General features: G+C 68.9%; 20 protein-coding genes. 13 read left to right on the top strand and 7 right to left on the bottom strand.

The window, feature by feature from the left end:
• Nucleotides 1-237 precede the first annotated feature (237 nt).
• From AB0I53_RS29835 to AB0I53_RS29800, 8 genes are all read left to right on the top strand, one after another.
• Nucleotides 238-873, top strand: coding sequence for a nucleoside triphosphate pyrophosphatase (locus AB0I53_RS29835; protein WP_358610089.1), 636 nt, complete (start codon nt 238-240; stop codon nt 871-873).
• 88 nt (nt 874-961) lie between these two features.
• Nucleotides 962-1042 carry a putative leader peptide gene (locus AB0I53_RS29830; protein WP_350942021.1) on the top strand — a complete coding sequence of 27 codons (81 nt, stop codon included), beginning with the start codon at nt 962-964 and terminating at the stop codon, nt 1040-1042.
• Between the two features lie 156 nt (nt 1043-1198).
• Nucleotides 1199-2530, top strand: coding sequence for a dicarboxylate/amino acid:cation symporter (locus AB0I53_RS29825; protein ID WP_358610086.1), 1332 nt, complete (start codon nt 1199-1201; stop codon nt 2528-2530).
• Between the two features lie 133 nt (nt 2531-2663).
• Nucleotides 2664-3047 carry a DUF1707 domain-containing protein gene (locus AB0I53_RS29820; RefSeq protein WP_358610083.1) on the top strand — a complete coding sequence of 128 codons (384 nt, stop codon included), beginning with the start codon at nt 2664-2666 and terminating at the stop codon, nt 3045-3047.
• Nucleotides 3048-3093: 46 nt separating this feature from the next.
• Nucleotides 3094-3756 (top strand): DUF3558 domain-containing protein, encoded by a 663-nt coding sequence (locus AB0I53_RS29815; protein ID WP_358610080.1) that lies wholly within the window; start codon nt 3094-3096, stop codon nt 3754-3756.
• A 316-nt stretch (nt 3757-4072) separates the two neighbouring features.
• Entirely contained in the window at nt 4073-4447 is a 375-nt protein-coding gene (locus tag AB0I53_RS29810) for a hypothetical protein (RefSeq protein ID WP_358610077.1), read from the top strand.
• A 5-nt stretch (nt 4448-4452) separates the two neighbouring features.
• Complete coding sequence (locus tag AB0I53_RS29805) at nt 4453-5313, top strand: PPE domain-containing protein (protein ID WP_358610075.1); 861 nt, start codon at nt 4453-4455, stop codon at nt 5311-5313.
• Nucleotides 5310-6107, top strand: a complete 798-nt coding sequence (locus AB0I53_RS29800) for an ESX secretion-associated protein EspG (RefSeq protein WP_358610072.1) — start codon at nt 5310-5312, stop codon at nt 6105-6107. Before AB0I53_RS29805 ends, AB0I53_RS29800 begins: the two co-directional genes overlap by 4 nt.
• Nucleotides 6108-6398: 291 nt before the next feature.
• On the opposite strand, the gene glpD is transcribed toward AB0I53_RS29800, so the two are convergent.
• Nucleotides 6399-8126 (bottom strand): glycerol-3-phosphate dehydrogenase, encoded by a 1728-nt coding sequence (gene glpD, locus AB0I53_RS29795; protein ID WP_358610134.1) that lies wholly within the window; start codon nt 8124-8126, stop codon nt 6399-6401.
• Nucleotides 8127-8232: 106 nt separating this feature from the next.
• The gene (locus tag AB0I53_RS29790; protein ID WP_358610069.1) at nt 8233-9060 is read right to left on the bottom strand and encodes a DeoR/GlpR family DNA-binding transcription regulator; all 828 of its coding nucleotides are present in this window, start codon (nt 9058-9060) and stop codon (nt 8233-8235) included.
• A gap of 434 nt (nt 9061-9494) precedes the next feature.
• Here AB0I53_RS29790 and AB0I53_RS29785 point away from each other — a divergent pair, with 434 nt between their 5' ends.
• Both AB0I53_RS29785 and glpK read left to right on the top strand, forming a co-directional pair.
• On the top strand, nt 9495-10241 hold the full coding sequence (locus AB0I53_RS29785) for an MIP/aquaporin family protein (protein WP_358610066.1): 747 nt from the start codon (nt 9495-9497) through the stop codon (nt 10239-10241).
• Between the two features lie 33 nt (nt 10242-10274).
• On the top strand, nt 10275-11780 hold the full coding sequence (glpK, locus tag AB0I53_RS29780; protein WP_358610063.1) for a glycerol kinase GlpK: 1506 nt from the start codon (nt 10275-10277) through the stop codon (nt 11778-11780).
• A gap of 171 nt (nt 11781-11951) precedes the next feature.
• On the opposite strand, the gene AB0I53_RS29775 is transcribed toward glpK, so the two are convergent.
• Together AB0I53_RS29775 and AB0I53_RS29770 are read right to left on the bottom strand one after the other, a co-directional pair.
• Nucleotides 11952-12119 (bottom strand): hypothetical protein, encoded by a 168-nt coding sequence (locus AB0I53_RS29775; protein ID WP_358610060.1) that lies wholly within the window; start codon nt 12117-12119, stop codon nt 11952-11954.
• A 72-nt stretch (nt 12120-12191) separates the two neighbouring features.
• Complete coding sequence (locus AB0I53_RS29770; protein ID WP_358610057.1) at nt 12192-12830, bottom strand: hypothetical protein; 639 nt, start codon at nt 12828-12830, stop codon at nt 12192-12194.
• Nucleotides 12831-13336: 506 nt separating this feature from the next.
• On the opposite strand from AB0I53_RS29770, the gene AB0I53_RS29765 reads away from it, so the two are divergent.
• From AB0I53_RS29765 to AB0I53_RS29755, 3 genes are read left to right on the top strand one after another with little or no spacing between them, the layout of a single operon-like run.
• On the top strand, nt 13337-13531 hold the full coding sequence (locus AB0I53_RS29765) for a hypothetical protein (RefSeq protein WP_358610054.1): 195 nt from the start codon (nt 13337-13339) through the stop codon (nt 13529-13531).
• A gap of 11 nt (nt 13532-13542) precedes the next feature.
• Nucleotides 13543-14028: a hypothetical protein gene (locus AB0I53_RS29760; protein WP_358610051.1), complete on the top strand. Its 486-nt coding sequence runs from the start codon at nt 13543-13545 to the stop codon at nt 14026-14028.
• Entirely contained in the window at nt 14025-14159 is a 135-nt protein-coding gene (locus AB0I53_RS29755) for a hypothetical protein (protein ID WP_358610048.1), read from the top strand. The genes AB0I53_RS29760 and AB0I53_RS29755 overlap by 4 nt, the downstream gene beginning before the upstream one ends.
• A 190-nt stretch (nt 14160-14349) precedes the next feature.
• Here AB0I53_RS29755 and AB0I53_RS29750 read toward each other — a convergent pair whose 3' ends face one another.
• The 3 genes from AB0I53_RS29750 to AB0I53_RS29740 form a co-directional block, all read right to left on the bottom strand.
• Entirely contained in the window at nt 14350-14802 is a 453-nt protein-coding gene (locus tag AB0I53_RS29750) for a L,D-transpeptidase (RefSeq protein WP_358610046.1), read from the bottom strand.
• 489 nt (nt 14803-15291) lie between these two features.
• Nucleotides 15292-16056, bottom strand: a complete 765-nt coding sequence (locus tag AB0I53_RS29745) for an arginase family protein (protein WP_358610043.1) — start codon at nt 16054-16056, stop codon at nt 15292-15294.
• A 53-nt stretch (nt 16057-16109) separates the two neighbouring features.
• Nucleotides 16110-16943 (bottom strand): NAD(P)H-binding protein, encoded by an 834-nt coding sequence (locus tag AB0I53_RS29740; protein ID WP_358610040.1) that lies wholly within the window; start codon nt 16941-16943, stop codon nt 16110-16112.
• Between the last annotated feature and the right edge of the window lie 68 nt (nt 16944-17011).

Here is a 17011-nt window from a genome sequence, read left to right as displayed (position 1 = left end):
TCCCGTGTGCCCCTGGGGGCTTACTTCCTCCACCCCGCCTCCTCCCCCCCGGGGGGGTTTTTTTTTTTGGGTGCCACACCCCCCCCAAAAGACTCACGGCCCCGAGCACGACCGCAGCGCACCACCATACGTCCTAAGTAGACACATAACCGAGATCGCCAACGCCCCTCGATGCCGGGGTCGACGCCCCCTCGGCACCGGAGTCGACGCCGCTCGGCGCGGCACTAACATCGGGGCGTGCGCTTCGTGCTTGCTTCCGCTTCGCCCGCCCGCCTGTCCGTGCTCCGCTCCGCCGGGATCGAGCCGCTGGTGCAGGTCTCCGGCGTCGACGAGGACGCCGTCGCCGCCGCCCTGCCCGACCCCAGCCCTGCCGAGCTGGTCACCGCGCTGGCGCAGGCGAAGGCCGAGGCCGTGGTCGCCGACATCGCCGCGGCCGAGCCGGACGCCGTGATCGTCGGGTGCGACTCGATGCTGCTGATGGCGCACGGCGAGATCGTCGGCAAACCCGGCACCCGCGAGGCCGCCGCGAAGCGGTGGGCGCAGAACGCCGGGAGCAACGGCGAACTGCTGACCGGGCACGCCGTCGTCCGGCTGCAGGACGGCGAAATCAGCGCACGCGCACAAGGCCACCTCAGCACCACCGTGCGGTTCGGCACGCCCACCGAGGCCGAGCTGGACGCCTATCTGGCGACCGGCGAGCCGCTGCACGTGGCGGGCGGTTTCACGCTCGAAGGCTTCGGCGGCTGGTTCATCGAAGGCGTCGACGGCGACCCGTCGAGCGTGCTCGGCATCAGCCTGCCGCTGACCCGCAAGCTGTTCGCCGAGATCGGCGTCAGCGTGGTGACGTTGTGGAGCACGTCGATCACCAAGTGACACCAGATCTCCGCATCTGAGTGAATACGAACACAATTCGGTTACCCACGGATGGGTTTCGCCGCGCGCCTGGTTACAAATATTCGCGATGGGAACCCTCCGACGGCTGTACCTGACTTCGCGCCTGCACGTCGATCTGCGACGGCAGGCCAGCTCCGTCTGTCTTTGATCGGACGTTCGGCACCGCGATAGCGGCTGCCCCGGCAAGCGAAACCGCCTCCTGCAGACCACGCGCACAGCGCGTCCGAGTCCAGCGCCGCTGCGCGAACGAGCACGGAACCGCCGCCACCTTCGAATCCATCCTTCGACACCTCGGGAGATCCCTGTGTCCACCTCCGCCGGCCGATCACGCCTGCGCTTCAACCCCAAGGTCTTCGCCGTGGCGGTGATCGCCTCCCTCGTGCTGGGCGCGCTGCTCGGCTGGGTCGCCAAGCAGACCGACGCGGAATGGCTCGTCACCACGCTGAAGACCATCGGCAGCACCTTCACCAAGCTGCTCACCTTCACCGTGCTGCCGCTGATCTTCACGGCGATCGTGGTGGGCATCAACAGCCTGCGCGGCGTCGGCGGCGGCCGCGCCGCGGCCCGCCTCGGCGGCAAGACGGCCCTGTGGTTCGGCATCACCTCGCTGATCGCCGTGGTGATCGGCCTGCTGATCGGCGGGCTGTTCCAGCCCGGCCGGGGCCTGGTCATCGAGCCCGACCCGGAAAAGCTGGCCTCCATCGGCGAGAAGACGCAGGGCTCCTGGCTGGACCTGATCACCGGGCTGGTGCCGAGCAACCTGATCAGCGCGTTCGCCGAGGGCGAGACGTTGCAGGTGGTGTTCGTCGCGCTGATCATCGGCGCCGCCACCTACAGCCTGGGTGAGAAGGCCGCCCCGTTCGTCGACTTCAACAAGGCCGCCTTCGAGGTCATCCAGCGAGTGCTCGGCTGGATCATCCGGCTCGCCCCGCTGGGCACCCTCGGCCTGATCGGCAACGCGGTCGCCACCTACGGCAACGAGTTCTTCGTGCCGCTGCTGAAGCTGATCGGCTCGACCTACGTGGCCTGCGCGCTGGTGCTGTTCGCGGTGTACCCGCTGCTGCTGGCGTTCGTGGCGAAGGTCAGCCCGGTCAAGTTCTTCGCCAAGTCCTGGAACGTGCTGCAGTTCGCGTTCGTCTCCCGGTCCTCCGGCGCGAGCCTGCCGATGACCCGGCAGACCGCCCAGGACCTCGGCGTGCCGTCGTCCTACGCGAACTTCGCGGTGCCGCTGGCCACCACCACCAAGATGGACGGCTGCGCCGCGATCTACCCGGCCGTCGGCTCGATGTTCATCGCGAACCTCTTCGGCATCCAGCTCGGCCCGGTGCAGTACCTGACGATCATCGCCGTCGCGGTGTTCGGTTCGATCGCCACGGCCGGCGTCACCGGCTGGTTCACCATGCTGACGCTGACCGTCGGCGCGCTGGGCTTCCCGCCCGAGGTGGTCGCCACCGGCATCGCCATCGCCTACGCGGTCGACCCGATCATGGACATGGCGCGCACCGCCACCAACGTCGCGGGCCAGATCGTCGTGCCGGTCGTGGTCGCCCGCAGCGAGGGCCTGCTCGACGACGAGGTCCTCGCCAAGCCGAGCACCCCGCTGATCAACGACGACAGCAGCCTGGTCAAGGCCTGACGCAGCACCATCGGGAATCCGGCGTTCACCTCGTTGAACGCCGGATTCTCGCGTTGTTGGCGGAAATTTCACGCGGCCCGGAATCCGGTGGTGACCGCCCCGATCGGAGGTCCGCCGACCGTAGGATGGGGGCGTGGACAACGGTCGACGGGGCAAGGACCTCCGGATCGGCGATCCCGAGCGGGAGAACGCCATGCGGCTGCTCGGCGAGCACTTCTCCGCCGGGCGCCTCGACGTCACCGAGTACGACGATCGCTGCCGCCAGGCCGCGACCGCCCGGTTCCGCTCCGAACTGAACCCGCTGTTCGACGACCTGCCCGAGCCGCGGCCGAGCGAGCCGCCGCGCCCGGTCCCGTCGGCGATCCGCGCCGCGGCGCCGCCAGCGGCGGCTGGGAAGATCGTGCTGGCCGTCTGCGCCGTCGTCCTGGTCGTCTTCCTGCTGGTGGTCGCGCGGCAGTTGGCCCTGGTCCTGCTGCTCCCGCTGATCGCCGTCCTCTGGTTCTCCTGGCGGCGCTGATCGCCGCCCACCGTCACGATCGACCACGTTTCGTTACGGTGAGGTCATGCACAGCTCGCGGATCACCGGGGCGTGGCGGCTGAGCGCGTTGCTCGCAGCCGGCGCGCTCACCCTCGCCGGGTGCGGCCTGTGGCAGTCGGAGCCGACGTCGGACACCAGGGCCCCGCTGCCGCCGCCGATGCCCACAACGAGCGCTCCCCCGCCGCTGCCACCACGCCCGTTCGAGCTCGCCCTCGACGGCGTGGACCCGTGCGAGCTGCTGACCGCCGACCAGCGCAACCAGCTCGGCTTCGACCGGGAGCCGCTGCCGGGTTCCGAGGCGGGCTTCGGCGACGCGGCGACCTGCAGCTACCGCAACACCACGGCCAAGGTCGGCGCCCGGCTGGCGCTGATCACCACCGAGAGCATGGGGGTATGGACCGACGACACCGCGCAGGTGGAGTCCTCGCCGGTGGTGATCGGCGGCTTCCCGGCGCTGGTGATCAAGACGCCGGGGCTGGACCTGTCCTGCAACGTCGCGGTGGACGTCGCCGAGCTCCAGCACCTCGACGTCCTCTACCGCGACGACGGCGGCCAACCGCCGTCGCCGGTCGACCAGCTGTGCGCCGGCGCCCAGCGGGTCGCCGAGGACGCCCTCGCGAGCCTGGCCGCACCGGAAACGTCCGCGCCGCCCCAGACGACCAAGCCCCGGCAGAAAACGCCTCAGTAGCCACCGGCTCCTCCGCTCGGGTCGGCAACATCACGTCTTCGGCCGCCGCGAGGCCATCGGCAACACGTCCGGGCCTGCGACGTTCACGCTACGCAACCAGATAGGCGATACTCACCGCGTTTGGAGCACTCCCCAGCGTGATGTTTGCTGACTACAGTGTTCGGCGGACGTTTAGTAGCTTGAGCGCTCGGGACCCCGCAACCGCCGGGTGCCCGCGAACACCCGGTCAGGGCCCGCCGCCCTACATCCGCCCGGGCGTTCAGGCACAAGGGCCCTGCACCCACAACCCGGGCCCTTACCTGTGGGAGGGGAAAACGTGCCGCTCACTGCTCCGTGGGGCGACAGCTCGACCAGCGCCCTGCCCGGAATGTCGGGTGGCTCGGTGCAAGTCGAGCCAGCCTCCATCCCGAGGCTGGTGAACGCGCTGCAGGAATCGCTCGACGCGGTCGGCCTGCAGATCGAGCACGCCATCACCGAACTGCGCATCCGGCCCTGGGCCGGCGATCCGATCAGCGCCGACGCCGCCGAGGAGTTCAACCGGCGCTCCGTCGGCGGCGGCGATGACGCGTTGACCGCGCTGTGCGGCTACCGCGACCAGCTGCAGGCGGCCGCCGAGTCGCTGCGGCTGGCCAACCGGCAGTACGAACGGATCGACGGCGACAGCGCCTACGGCATCGGCGGAGGTTGCTGATCCCGATGAGCGACCACCGTTGGCAGGGATACCGCCATCCCGAGCTGTTCGCCCAGATCAACGAGGGCCCCGGCGCGAACGGCTCGATCGACAGCGTGCGCCGCTGGAGCGAACTCGCCCGCGCGCTGGGCGACATCGACGCCGGGCTGGCGTCCGCCTTGTCGTCGGCGATGGGCGGTTGGCAGGGCATCGCCGCGGACAGCGCGCACGACGGCGTGCGTCCGCTGGGCAACTGGGCGGCCCAAGCCCAGCAGGCCACCGCCGTGATGCGGGAGCGGGCCGAGCAGCAGGCGGAATTCATCAGCAAGGCCCGCCAGGACATGCCGCCGCCGGTGCAGGTGACCACCGAGGAGCCGGGCACCGCGGAAACGCTGCTGACGCACCTCTTCGGCGGGCAGACCGACTACGAGCTGCAGGAAGCCAAGCAGAACGCCGCCGAGCAGCGGGCCTTCGACGTGATGCGCACGTACGAGGCGTCGACGCAGGCCAACACCACCTCGCTGGCGTCGTTCACCCAGCCGCCGCAGGTGGTGGTCGACGCCCCGGTCAGCGGTGCTCCCGGGGCGCCTGCCGGGCAGCAGAACGTGACCATCAGCTGGGGCGCCACATCGGCGCCCGCGACGCGAGTTCCGCTGACGCAGTCGACGCTTTCCACCCGCCTGCCCGAGCAGCGATCGGGGCGGCCGGGAGGCGGCGGCGGATCGGCGCGCGGCGGCGACGGCCGTTCGGCAGGCAAGCGAGTGCGCAAGGACCGCGACGAGGCGGTGGACCGGAAGGTGACCGAGCAGCTCGGCCGCCCGGGCGGGTTCTTCGACGAGCCGCAGACCCTGTCCCGCCCGGTGATCGGCGGCGAGCCCGGACAATGACGGTCACCGACACCGGCCGGCGACTGAGCCTGTCGGCGCTGGAGTTCGACGTGCTCACCGAGCACCTCGGGCTGGAGACCATGCCGCTGGTGGTCAAGGTCCCGTCGCCAGGACGCACCCACACCGAGCGCGCGAAGCTGGTGGAATCGGCGTGGCGGTCGCTGGCCGCCCGCGACCTCGGCCGCCCGACCGAACTCGATCCGGAGCTCGAGTGGATGCTGCGGCTGCTGGCCCGTCCCGGCCGCGAGGTCGACGGGCGGATCTGGATGCAGCGCAGCGTGCGGGTGCTCGCGGCGTCCGACGCCGAATCCGAACAAGCGGTGCTGGTCGTCAAGGACCAGGACACCCTGAGCCTGCGGGCCGCCGCGGCGAGCGGGCTGCCGCGCGAGGCGGTTTCGGTGCTGCCGACGCTGCCACCCGGCCCGGGCCGTTCGGTGTCGGTGCGCAGCGGCGATCTCGACGGCGCCGCCGAGGAGGCGGGCGACAACGTCGAGCGGCTGCAAAACGCGTTGCAGCGTCGCGGAATTCGCCCGGACGACGCCGAAACGCTGATGAGCATGGTGGCCGGGGTCGATGCGCGCGGGCAGTTCGGCACCGCGGCCCGGGACCGGTTCGGTCGCCGCGTCCGAGCCGATCACGTCGTCGGTTTCTTCGACACCGCGCACGGCCGTTATGCCCAGCTGCGAAAGGAATCGCCGTCCGGCGACGTGTGGAGCACCGTCGCGCCAGTGGACACCCGCCGCCTGATAGGCCACGTCGAGGAACTGCTCGCCGAGGTCTCCGCAAACCAATGAGTCCCTCGGGATGCCAGGCACCCCAAGGGACTCACTGAGTCAACGCTGCGCGGGTAGCGCTCAGCACGAGCAGTGCAAGCCTGACGTCAGGCAAGCGGCGTCAGCCGCTTTCTCCCTTCACCACGCACGCAACTTGCACCGGCGCGGGTTCTCAGACGTCTTCTCGCGAGAACAGCCCCGATGCCGCGTATTGGTCATACACAAATCGGGGATCCCACAGCGAGAAGGCGTCTGTAACTCCCGCAGGGGGCCGCTACTTGCACCGCTACGCAGAACGAGCCGAGCACATCCTCACACCACAGGTTCGATGATGCGGTCTCGTGCTTCTGGGGCCGCCGAGCGCTTCGCGTCGGCCGCCTGGTCGTCGGGCTGCGTCTGCGAATCCCGCTCCGCCTCGACCCGCTTCGTGTACACCTCGACCTCGCGGGCGACGCGCGCGTCGTCCCAGCCGAGCACCTCCGCCATCAACCGCGCGACCGGCTCGGCGCACTCCACACCGCGGTGCGCGTACTCGATGGAGATCCGGGTGCGCCGGGTCAGCACGTCTTCCAGATGCAGTGCGCCTTCGTGGCCGCACGCGTAAACCACCTCGGCCTGCAGGTAGTTCGGCGCCGCCGGGATCGGCTTGAGCAGCTCGGGCCGATCGTCGCCGAGGGCGAGCACGTCGTGGATCTCCGAACCGAAGCGGTCCAGCAGGTGCCGGATGCGGTACGGGTGCAGGCCGTGCGCGGCGGCCAGCTGATCCGCCTGGTTGACCAGCGCGTGGTATCCGTCGGCGCCGAGCAGCGGCACCCGGTCGGTGATCGACGACGCCATCCGCCCGGTGATGTCCGGCGCGATGGCGTCCACGGCGTCGGCCGCCATGACCCGGTACGTCGTGTACTTGCCGCCGGCGATCGCCACCAGACCGGGCGCGACCCGCGCGACCGCGTGTTCCCGGGAGAGCTTCGAGGATTCCTCGCTCTCGCCGGCCAGCAGCGGCCGCAGGCCCGCGTACACGCCTTCGATGTCGTCGTGGGTCAGCGGCGTCGCCAGCACCGAGTTGACGTGTTCCAGCAGGTAGTCGATGTCGGCCTTGGTGGCCGCCGGGTGCGCCAGGTCGAGGTGCCAGTCGGTGTCGGTGGTGCCGACGATCCAGTGGTTGCCCCACGGGATGACGAACAGCACCGACTTCTCGGTGCGCAGGATCAGCCCGGACTCGGCGACGATCCGGTCGCGGGGCACCACGATGTGCACGCCCTTGCTGGACCGGACCCGGAAACGGCCGCGCCCGCCGGAGAGCTTCTGCAGCTCGTCGGTCCACACGCCGGTCGCGTTGATCACGGCCTGCGCGCGGACCTCGACCTCGTCGCCGGACTCCACGTCGCGCACCCGGACACCGGCGATCCGGTCGGCCTCCCGCAGGAAACCGGTGACCTGGGTGGACGTCGTGATCACGGCGCCGTAGCGGGCGGCGGTGCGGGCCACCATCATGGTGTGCCGCGCGTCGTCGGCCTGTGCGTCGTAGTACCGGATGGCGCCGATGATCGCGTTGCGCTTCAGCGCCGGCACCATCCGCAGCGCGCCCGCACGGGAAAGGTGCTTCTGCCCCGGTACGGAGCGGGCGCCGCCCATCGTGTCGTACATGAACAGGCCCGCGGCGGTGTAGGGGCGCTCCCAGATCCGGTGGGTCAGCGGGTACAGGAACGGAACCGGCTTCACCAGGTGCGGCGCGATCCGGGTGAGCATCAGCTCGCGTTCCCGGAGGGCCTCGCGGACCAGCGAGAACTCCAGCTGCTCCAGGTAGCGGAGTCCACCGTGGAACAACTTGCTGGAACGGCTGGAGGTGCCGGCCGCCAGGTCGCGGGCCTCCACCAGCGCCACCCGCAGCCCGCGGGTCGCCGCGTCCAGCGCCGCGCCCGCGCCGACCACGCCACCGCCGATCACCACGACGTCGAATTCGTCGGAACCGAGCCGCCGCCAGTTCTCCGCCCGCTCGGCCGGGCCCAACGTGCCCTTCAACCGGTTTTCGATTTCGATTTTGTCCTTGGACACCAGGCGTCCTCCTCGCTCGAATCGCGTCCCACCGCTGACCACCCCGCCGACGCGGAACCGGACTCGGCGCCAGTCCGTCCTGCGATGGTCATCATGCCCGACCTGCACCCTTCGTGCTCGGCACGGCACTTCGCGTATTTCCCGCCTGCTCGACCCGCGCGCCGCGGTCGCGCAGCACCTCGATATCGGCGCTCGTCGTCTGCGAATCCACGATCACGACGTCGAAGTCCTCGACCGGAGCGACCGCGTGCAGCGCCCGCCGCCGGAACTTGGTGTGGTCGACGTAGAGCACCCGCCGCCGCGCCGAGGCCAGCATGGCTTTCTTGATCTGCACCATTTCCTGTTGCGGGTAGCAGCAAATCCCGTCGGTCACAGCGGATACCGACATGATCGCCAGGTCGACGCGCAGGTTCCGCAACGCGTCCAGCGCCATCCCGCCGACGAACGCGTCGGCCCACGGCAGGTAGTCGCCGCCCACGCAGATCAGGCTGATACCCGACGCACCGGCCAGTTCGCCGAACACCCCGCGGTGGTTGGTGACGACGGTCAGCGGCGCGCGCTCCGGCAGCAGCCGGGCCAGGTACACGCCGGTCGTCGAGTCGTCGAGCACCAGCGCCTGCCCCGGCTCGATCAGTTCCGCCACGGCCTGCGCGATTTCCTCCTTCTCCGCCGCGTTCTGCTGCAACCGGTATTCCGACGCGGCCTCGTAGAGCAACGACGAAGCCGCCGAGACGTAGCCGCGGTTGCGGTGCACCAAGCCCTGGGACTCGAGGTCGGCGAGATCGCGGTACACCGTCATCGCGCTGGCGCCGACGGTCTCGACGAGGTCGTCGATCCGCATGTTGCCTTCCGCCATGACCAGCTCGGTGATCTTGCGCCGCCGGTCCTGCTGCTTCCCGGACGGGCGTCGACCGGACATCGTCGTCCTCCCAAAATCCCTGGTCATCGCGCTCCGGCCGACCGGAGCGCAGCTGCCACCAGCCTGGCGCAACGGCCGAGCCGGCGCGGTGTCATCACCTAATTCGATAAAAACACCATCGGAGGCGTCTTGCAACGTTTGTTTTCACAAGTCTAATGTGACCTGCCATGCGCAACGATGCCTGGGGTACGCCCCCGCCGCGGGCCGTCCACCAGGCCCGCGCCACCGGTCGATCGAGATCACCGATCGACCGTTCGGGCATCCGCTCTACCAGCCGAGACGCGGGACTAGGCGGTTCAGACCAACCTGTTGCCACGAGTGGCGGCATACATGGACACGTGTTGCCATGCGGCAGTACCGTCCCGACTCATTCCATCTCGGACAGTCAGCGAACCCGCCTTTGCCAACGGCGGCATTAAGAGGGGAACGGCAGCATGAGTTTTGGTGAGATCTTCCTCTGGGAGATGATGGGGACGGCGGTTCTCACCCTGCTGGGATGCGGTGTCGTCGCAAACACCGTGCTGCGCAAGAACCGCGGCTACGAAGGCGGTTTCCTGCTCGTCAACTTCGGTTGGGGCTTCGCGGTTTTCGCCGGCGCGAGCGTCGCAGCACCGAGCAACGCGCACATCAACCCGGCGGTGACATTAGGGCTCGCGGTGAACGGCCAGACGCCGTGGTCCGAGGTCCCGATCTACATCGCCGCGCAGATCGTCGGCGGCACACTCGGCGCGATCCTGTGCTGGGCCGCCTACAAGCTGCAGTTCGACACCCACGACGACCCGGCCAACACGCTCGGCGTCTTCGCCACCAGCCCGACCGTGCCGAACGCGCCGTGGAACCTCGTCACGGAGATCATCGGCACGTTCGTGCTGGTCTTCTGGATCATCCTCAGCCCGCAGGCGGGCGTCGGCGAAACGCCCGGTGTGCCGTCGTTCGGCAACTCGGCGCTCGGCTACGCCGCGGTCGCCTTCATCGTGATCGGCATCGGCAACTCGCTCGGCGGCCCGACCGGGTACGCCATCAACCCGGCGCGCGACCTCGGGCCGCGCATCGCCTACGCGATCCTCCCGATCCGCGGCAAGGGCTCGGCCGACTGGGGCTACTCCTGGATTCCGATCGCAGGCCCGATCATCGGCGGTGTGCTGGCCGGCCTGCTGGCGCTAGCCCTGCCCATCAGCTGACCGAACGATCCACTTAGGAAGGTAGAACGAGTTATGTCCTCGTACATCGCCGCCATCGACCAGGGAACCACCTCGACGCGGTGCATGATCTTCGACCACTCCGGTCGGGTCGTTTCGGTCGACCAGATGGAACACCGGCAGATCTTCCCGAAGGCGGGCTGGGTCGAGCACGACCCGACCGAGATCTGGGCCAACACCCGGCAGGTCTGCGCGGGCGCGCTGGCCAGGGTCGACCTGGTGTCCTCGGACATCGCGGCCTGCGGCATCACCAACCAGCGGGAAACCACCGTGGTGTGGGAGAAGGCCACCGGCAAGCCGATCTACAACGCGATCGTCTGGCAGGACACGCGCACCGACGAGATCGTCAACGCGCTGGCCGCCGGCGGGACCGGCCAGAACCGGTACCAGAGCAAGACCGGCCTGCCGCTGGCGACCTACTTCTCCGGGCCCAAGGTGAAGTGGATCCTGGACAATGTGGACGGTGCCCGGGAGCGCGCCGAGAAGGGCGAGCTGCTGTTCGGCAACATGGACACCTGGGTGCTGTGGAACTGCACCGGTGGCCCGGACGGCGGCCTACACATCACGGACCCGACGAACGCCTCCCGCACGCTGCTGATGGATCTGGAACGGCTCGAGTGGGACGCCGACATCTGCGCCGAGATCGGCGTGCCGATGGCGATGCTGCCGGAGATCCGGTCCTCGTCGGAGGTGTACGGCAAGTTCCGGGAACGCGGCGTGTTCGCGGGAATCCCGATCTCCGGCATCCTCGGCGACCAGCAGGCCGCCACCTTCGGGCAGGCCTGCCTGTCGCCCGGCGAGGCCAAGAACACCTACGGCACCGGCAACTTCGTGCTGCTCAACACCGGCACTGAGCGGGTGATCAGCGAGAACGGCCTGCTGACCACGGTCGGCTACAAGATCGGCAACCGGGACACGGTCTACTGCCTGGAAGGTTCGATCGCGGTCACCGGCTCGTTGGTGCAGTGGCTGCGGGACAACCTGGGCATCATCGGCACCGCCCCGGAGATCGAGCAGCTCGCGCGCTCCGTCGAGGACAACGGCGGCGCGTACTTCGTGCCCGCGTTCTCCGGGCTGTTCGCCCCGCACTGGCGCTCCGACGCGCGCGGCGCGATCGTCGGCCTGACCCGGTACGTCAACCGCGGCCACCTGGCCCGTGCGGTGCTGGAAGCGACGGCGTTCCAGACCCGCGAGGTGATCGAGGCGATGAACGCCGACTCCGGCGTCCCGCTGAAGTCGCTGAAGGTCGACGGCGGCATGGTGCAGAACGAACTGCTGATGCAGTTCCAGGCCGACATCCTCGGCGTCCCGGTGATCCGCCCGGTGGTCGCCGAGACCACGGCGCTCGGCGCGGCCTACGCGGCGGGCCTCGCGGTCGGCTTCTGGTCCAGCGAGGAGGACATCCGCTCGAACTGGGCCAAGGACAAGCAGTGGGACCCGGAGATGCCGGAGGAACTCCGCGAAAAGCAGTACCACCAATGGCAGAAAGCGGTCACGAAGACCTTCGACTGGGTCGAGTGAAGCCCTACTGCTGCAGTGAATCCACGACAGGCGTTTCGGGTTCCCACAACGGGATGATTGCGATCCCCGCTGGCCCGTAGCGTCGTTGCGGCGGCGTGATCTGCACCTTGCGAAAAAGTCGCAAGAGCAGGTCACGCCGCCGTGTTGGTGGGAGCGGGTCCCATTCCGCGATCAGGGCACGCGCAACGATCTGGGCAGGCTCGGATTCTTGGCTGTTGACTTGCTGTTCGGCGGTGGCGAGCCGTTCAGCGACCGACGCTGCTCTTCGAGCAGTTCGGAGCGTGTCTGGTCGTACTTCTCCCCCGGCGTGGCGATGGCAGCGGCGAAGGCGTGCAGCACATTGCGTTGCTGCCCGCGGACGCAGTCCAGCCACGCTGCGACGCCCCAGCACGTAAGGGCCGTATTCGGCGATCAGGCATGCTCGGGCGGTGGGAGGTAGGGGGCAAAGTGGTCGGCGATGCTGTTGGCTACGGCTTCGGCGTCGCGGGAGCCGTCGACCTCGATCACACGGATGCCGAGTCGTCGAGCCGTGCGGACAGCTTCGTCAGCAACGAGGCGGTCCCGGGCGAGCCGGTTCTGCTGTGCTCGGGTGGGGTCGCTGACCTGATGTCCGAAGGCGGCGGCTCGGGGTAGTGCGCGGAGCTGGTGCTGGCGGAACTCCTGCGTGGGCACCATGACGACCATCCGGCGCGGTGAGTCGACGATGGGTGCGACGAGATCGGGCCGCAGTCCCCATCCTTCGGCGATGATCGGGCGCCCTGAGACGAGTGCACGCAGGTCATCCAGCGCCCACTCGAATCGGATCGGGAATCCCGCCAGGGTCTGGTCGGCCATCTCCTCGGGAGTGGGGTGGACCCACACGGTGTCCGGGTCAGGCTCGATGGTCGACTCACCAAGTTCGACCCGGCGGGCGATCCGGCGGTCGTTGTGGGCACGAGCGTCGTGGTAGTCGTAGTGATAGGTGGTAAGGCCGTATTGGACGGCCAGGAGCCGCGCGACGGTGGACTTGCCCGCCCATTGCCCACCGCCAATCCACAACGCGTTACGCAATGTGCCGAATGGATCCCAGACTTCACCGTCATGACCAGTCACTCGTGCCCTCTTTCCGCTGTTGGCGGTCCAGTCACCGGAGCCGGTCCACTCGCCTGACCGACCCGCCCCAACCCGCCTCCGTGCACACTCGGAGCGGGGGCAGATCATGCACCAAGCGGGATCGCGTCGCCAGCACTCTCTGATCAGAGTCATGCCACTCGTGGCTGTGCGCTGTGATCACGACTAGGTCGAGTGAACCCTATTCGGTCCTAGGCCAGACGCTTTCGGGCTCCCACACCGGGATTATCTCGATCTCGGCAAGCTCGTAGCGCCGCTCCGGCGGCGTGCCCGTTCCTCCAACAGGCCGCGCGCGATCGGCAGCGCCGGTTCTCCGTCCTCTGCTTGCATTTGCTGTTCGGCTGTTCGGCTGTTCGGCTGTTCGGCCAGGAGTTCAGCGCGGGTTTGCTCGTACTCTTCTTCGGCCATTCGCTCGGCGACCAGGTGTCACCGCGAAAAGCCGGCCTGTGACCGCATTCCGCCTTGCGCTGCCGCACACCGCCGACCAGCGCCATCACTGGGCACGCAAAGCCAAGCTCAGCGACCCGTGGTGCATCACCGACGACCGTAACGGCCAAGTGGTCGCGAACCGATGCAGTGAATGCGTTGGGGCCACGATGGATGGCCTCGACCTGCTGCGCATCGGCTCGGCGCTCGGATGACGGGAACTCGCGTGAACGGAACGGACCTTTACGCAACGCTGGACAGCCTCAACAACGTTTGCGGAGTCGCCGTACTTCTGATCACCGTGGTCGGCCTGATCACATTGGCCGTCTGGGCTCTCAGCACCTACGCGTTCTCCAAGAAGGTCGGCGTCACCGAGATCCCAGGCGAACGCACAACCATGCGGAAAGCATGGCGCACGATGAAGGAAGCCGCGGAGTTCGTGGACCCCATGGACGTAACCCATGCCCGAGCACGACAGGTACGAGCCTGGCGCGTCAACGAAGGCGCGTCATGGAGCCTCATCGCCACGCGAGCCTCGAGCGAGTGGGGCGAGGACTACGGCGACAACCCAGAATGCGGACATGCGCTGTGTCGGATCGCCGCTGCCACGCTCGCAGAGGACGGAGACGTCGCACCGTGGGTAACCGAAACGGCAGGTGCTTACGACAATCAGAGCCCACTGCCGATGCCGACTCCGGAGACGCGCTCATGAGAGCCCGCTACCGCGACGGCCGCGCCCTGGCCGAGCGCCTGAGCCTGGCGCGCCTCTCCGGCCACGCCGTGCACGCCATCCGCGGCGCCTGCCCTGTCGCCGACCGCGACCGCGCCGGCTGGCCGCTGTAACGCCCAGCAGTGCGCCTCGCCGAGGCCGCGGCGGAATGGGATCGGGTGGCGCCGGGGTTGCAGGATGAACCGCAGTCCACAGTGGACGTGTTGGCTGATCGGCAGGCGGCGCGATCTTCTTCCGGAGTTCGTTCGGGAGAAGGCCGCGCCGCTTCTTGCTGGTGCGCGCTCGCTTACCGGAGCACCGGCGTCAGGGGACTACCTGGACTTCGTCGCCCGGGTTGAGGCTGTCGAAGAAGCGCTTCGCCGCCGTCGTGGACAGGTGCACGCAGCCGTTCGACTTGGCTTGGAGACTGCCCTCGTGGAACGCGATACCGGTCTTGGTGAAGAACACCGAGTTCGGCATCGGTGCGTTGTTGAACTCGGTGCTGCGGTGGTCGGCGTCCTTCCACTGCACCCGGTGGATGCCGGTCGGGGTCTCCGAGCCCGGCTTGCCGCTGGTGATCGGCACCGGGCCGTAGCTGGTGCTCCCGTTGTTCTGGAGCCAAGCCTGGTTGGTCGACAGGCTCACGCACGCCTTGGCGCTCGCCCGGCAAGGGCTCGGGCTGCCGCCCGTGGCCTGCGCGGTGGCCGCTCCACCGGCCAGCGCGCCGCCCGCGACCAGAGCCACCACGGCCAGCGCGGACGCTTTCCTCCTGCTCATTTTCCTCCTCACGCCTGACGTGCGCTTCGCTGTGCTCGCATCGACGGTGCCACATTCCCGTGCGGCGTCCGGCTCGCCGAGTGGTTGCGCCACGCCTGGCAGCAAATCCGAGAAAGGCGCGCGTAATGTCCGATTGCCCTTCTCCGCTGGGAAAACAGCGTATCGAGGCCGAGTGACCAATCCCACTTCGGGGCCAAAATGGCCACTGAGCACGCCGTACACGGCCGAACACTTGGCGTGACGGATCACGGCTCGCGCGCCAACCGGCGGCTGGGCCGGCGGCGACAGCGACGAGGCCGCGTCGACCCGGTTCGAGGGCACCTTGCCGGATGAGTTTGCGGCCGGGTGGTGCGTGCCGAACGCACCACCCGGCTCATGGCACCGCCGCGCGCCGGTCGAGGGGCGACGCGTCGCGACGTGGCGGTGTGGCTTCCCCCGAGCACGGCTGGCCGCGCCGGACGAAGACCGTTGTTGTTCCTGGCGGAATACCTAGTGCGGCGCTTCGCTCTCCGCCAACAGGTCGGCCAGGACTCGTGCTCTGGCTTCGCTGTGCTGTTCATCGGGTCTCCAGGTGCAGGCGACGTCGAATGCCCGGACCCTCCCGGTGGACAGGATTCGGCGGATCGCGGTGAGCACCGCCGAACGGGTCGGCCCGCCGCCGACCGGGAAGCTCATGCCGGGCAGCTCGGCGGAGTCGATCACGTCCAGGTCGATGTGCAGGAGCAGCGGCCCGTCCGGCAGGGCCTCCGCGGCGATCTCATCGACCTCGCACCGCGCGATGTCCGCGGTCGCCAGGTACTCGGCCTCCGCTTGGTCCAGGTCCCGGGCGTCCACCAGCAGCGCACGGTTCTCCGGCAGCGGGCGGAGCCCGAGCCGGTCCGCGATCAGCTCTGGGCGGTAGCCGACCGCGATCCGCAGCGGCATTCCGCCCACGTAACCGGATTCCGTGGTTTCCAGGGTCTGCACATCGCCGTGCGCGTCGAACCAGACGATCGCCGCGTCGGTTCCCGCCCGCTGCAGTCCGGCGAGAACGGCGAGCGAAACCATGCAGTCCCCGGAGACCACGGTCGGCACCTCACCTCGGTCGACGGCCCGAGCAACCTCGTCCGCGACAACGGGGTACAGCGCGCCGAGTCGCTGCCACACGTCGCCGTCCGGTAGCGGTATCGCCACCGTCGTGGCGTCGGACGGCAGCAGGAGGCCGGGCTCCGGCAGCCGCTCGTCGAGGTGGTAGGGAACCGAAACAATCGCCATATCCCGAGATTAGGCGTTCTGGAACACCATCGGCGACCGATTTTCCGGGCAGATCAACGGAAGTCGTCGGCGTGGTCGACGGCCCACTGGGCGAATGTGCGTGCCGGGTGCCCGGTCACCTGCTCAACCGTCTTCAACGGCGGCTCCGGGTTCTGCACGTTCTGCGCCCCGTAGGAGAGCAGCGTGTCGGCGATACCTTCCGGAAGGCCTTTGGCGACCAGGTGCGCGCGGGCCTGCTCCGGCGTTTGCTCCTCAAGCTCGATCTCCCGGCCGATCGCGGCGCTGATCGCCTGCACCTGCTCGCCCACCGTGATCGCTTCCGGCCCGCTCAGCGCGTAGGCCGCTCCGGCGTGTCCGTCCTCCAGCAGGGCGGTCGCCGCCACCGCCGCGATGTCGTCCTCGTGGATCGGTATCTGCCGGGCGTCGACGAACGGCTCGCGGACGACTCCTTCGGCACGGATCGATTCGGCCCAGGCCAGGGAATTGGTCGCGAACGCGCCGGGCCTCAGGAACGTCCACTCGAAGCCGCCCGCTTCCACCGCTTCCTCGATCGCTCGGTGCCGGTCGCCGATCGCGTTGCTTTCGGCGAACTCCACCGCCTTCGAGGACAGCAGCACGACACGACGGACACCGGCCGCCTTCGCCTGCTCGACGAACGTCCCGGCGCCTTCCGGTGCGGGGAACAGGAAGACGCGGTCGACCCCGGCCAGCGCCTTCGCCAGCGCATCCGAATCGGCGAGGTCGCCCCGGAACACCTCGACATCACCCGGCAGCCCGGCCGTTTCCGGGCGCCTGGTCAACGCTCGCACCTGGGCTCCGGCGGTCAGCAGGCGATCCACCACGCACCGCCCGACGTTGCCCGTCGCACCGGTTACCAACACGGTCATGAAGAAATCCCCTCAGAGCATTCTGGTGATCACTTCCCAAGCTAGGACCTCCAGCGCACTCGAGGTCA

Source organism: Saccharopolyspora sp. NPDC050389, assembly GCF_040655595.1.
In the GTDB taxonomy this organism is placed as follows: Bacteria; Actinomycetota; Actinomycetes; order Mycobacteriales; family Pseudonocardiaceae; genus Saccharopolyspora.
This window is presented reverse-complemented; position numbering and strand designations above follow the sequence as displayed.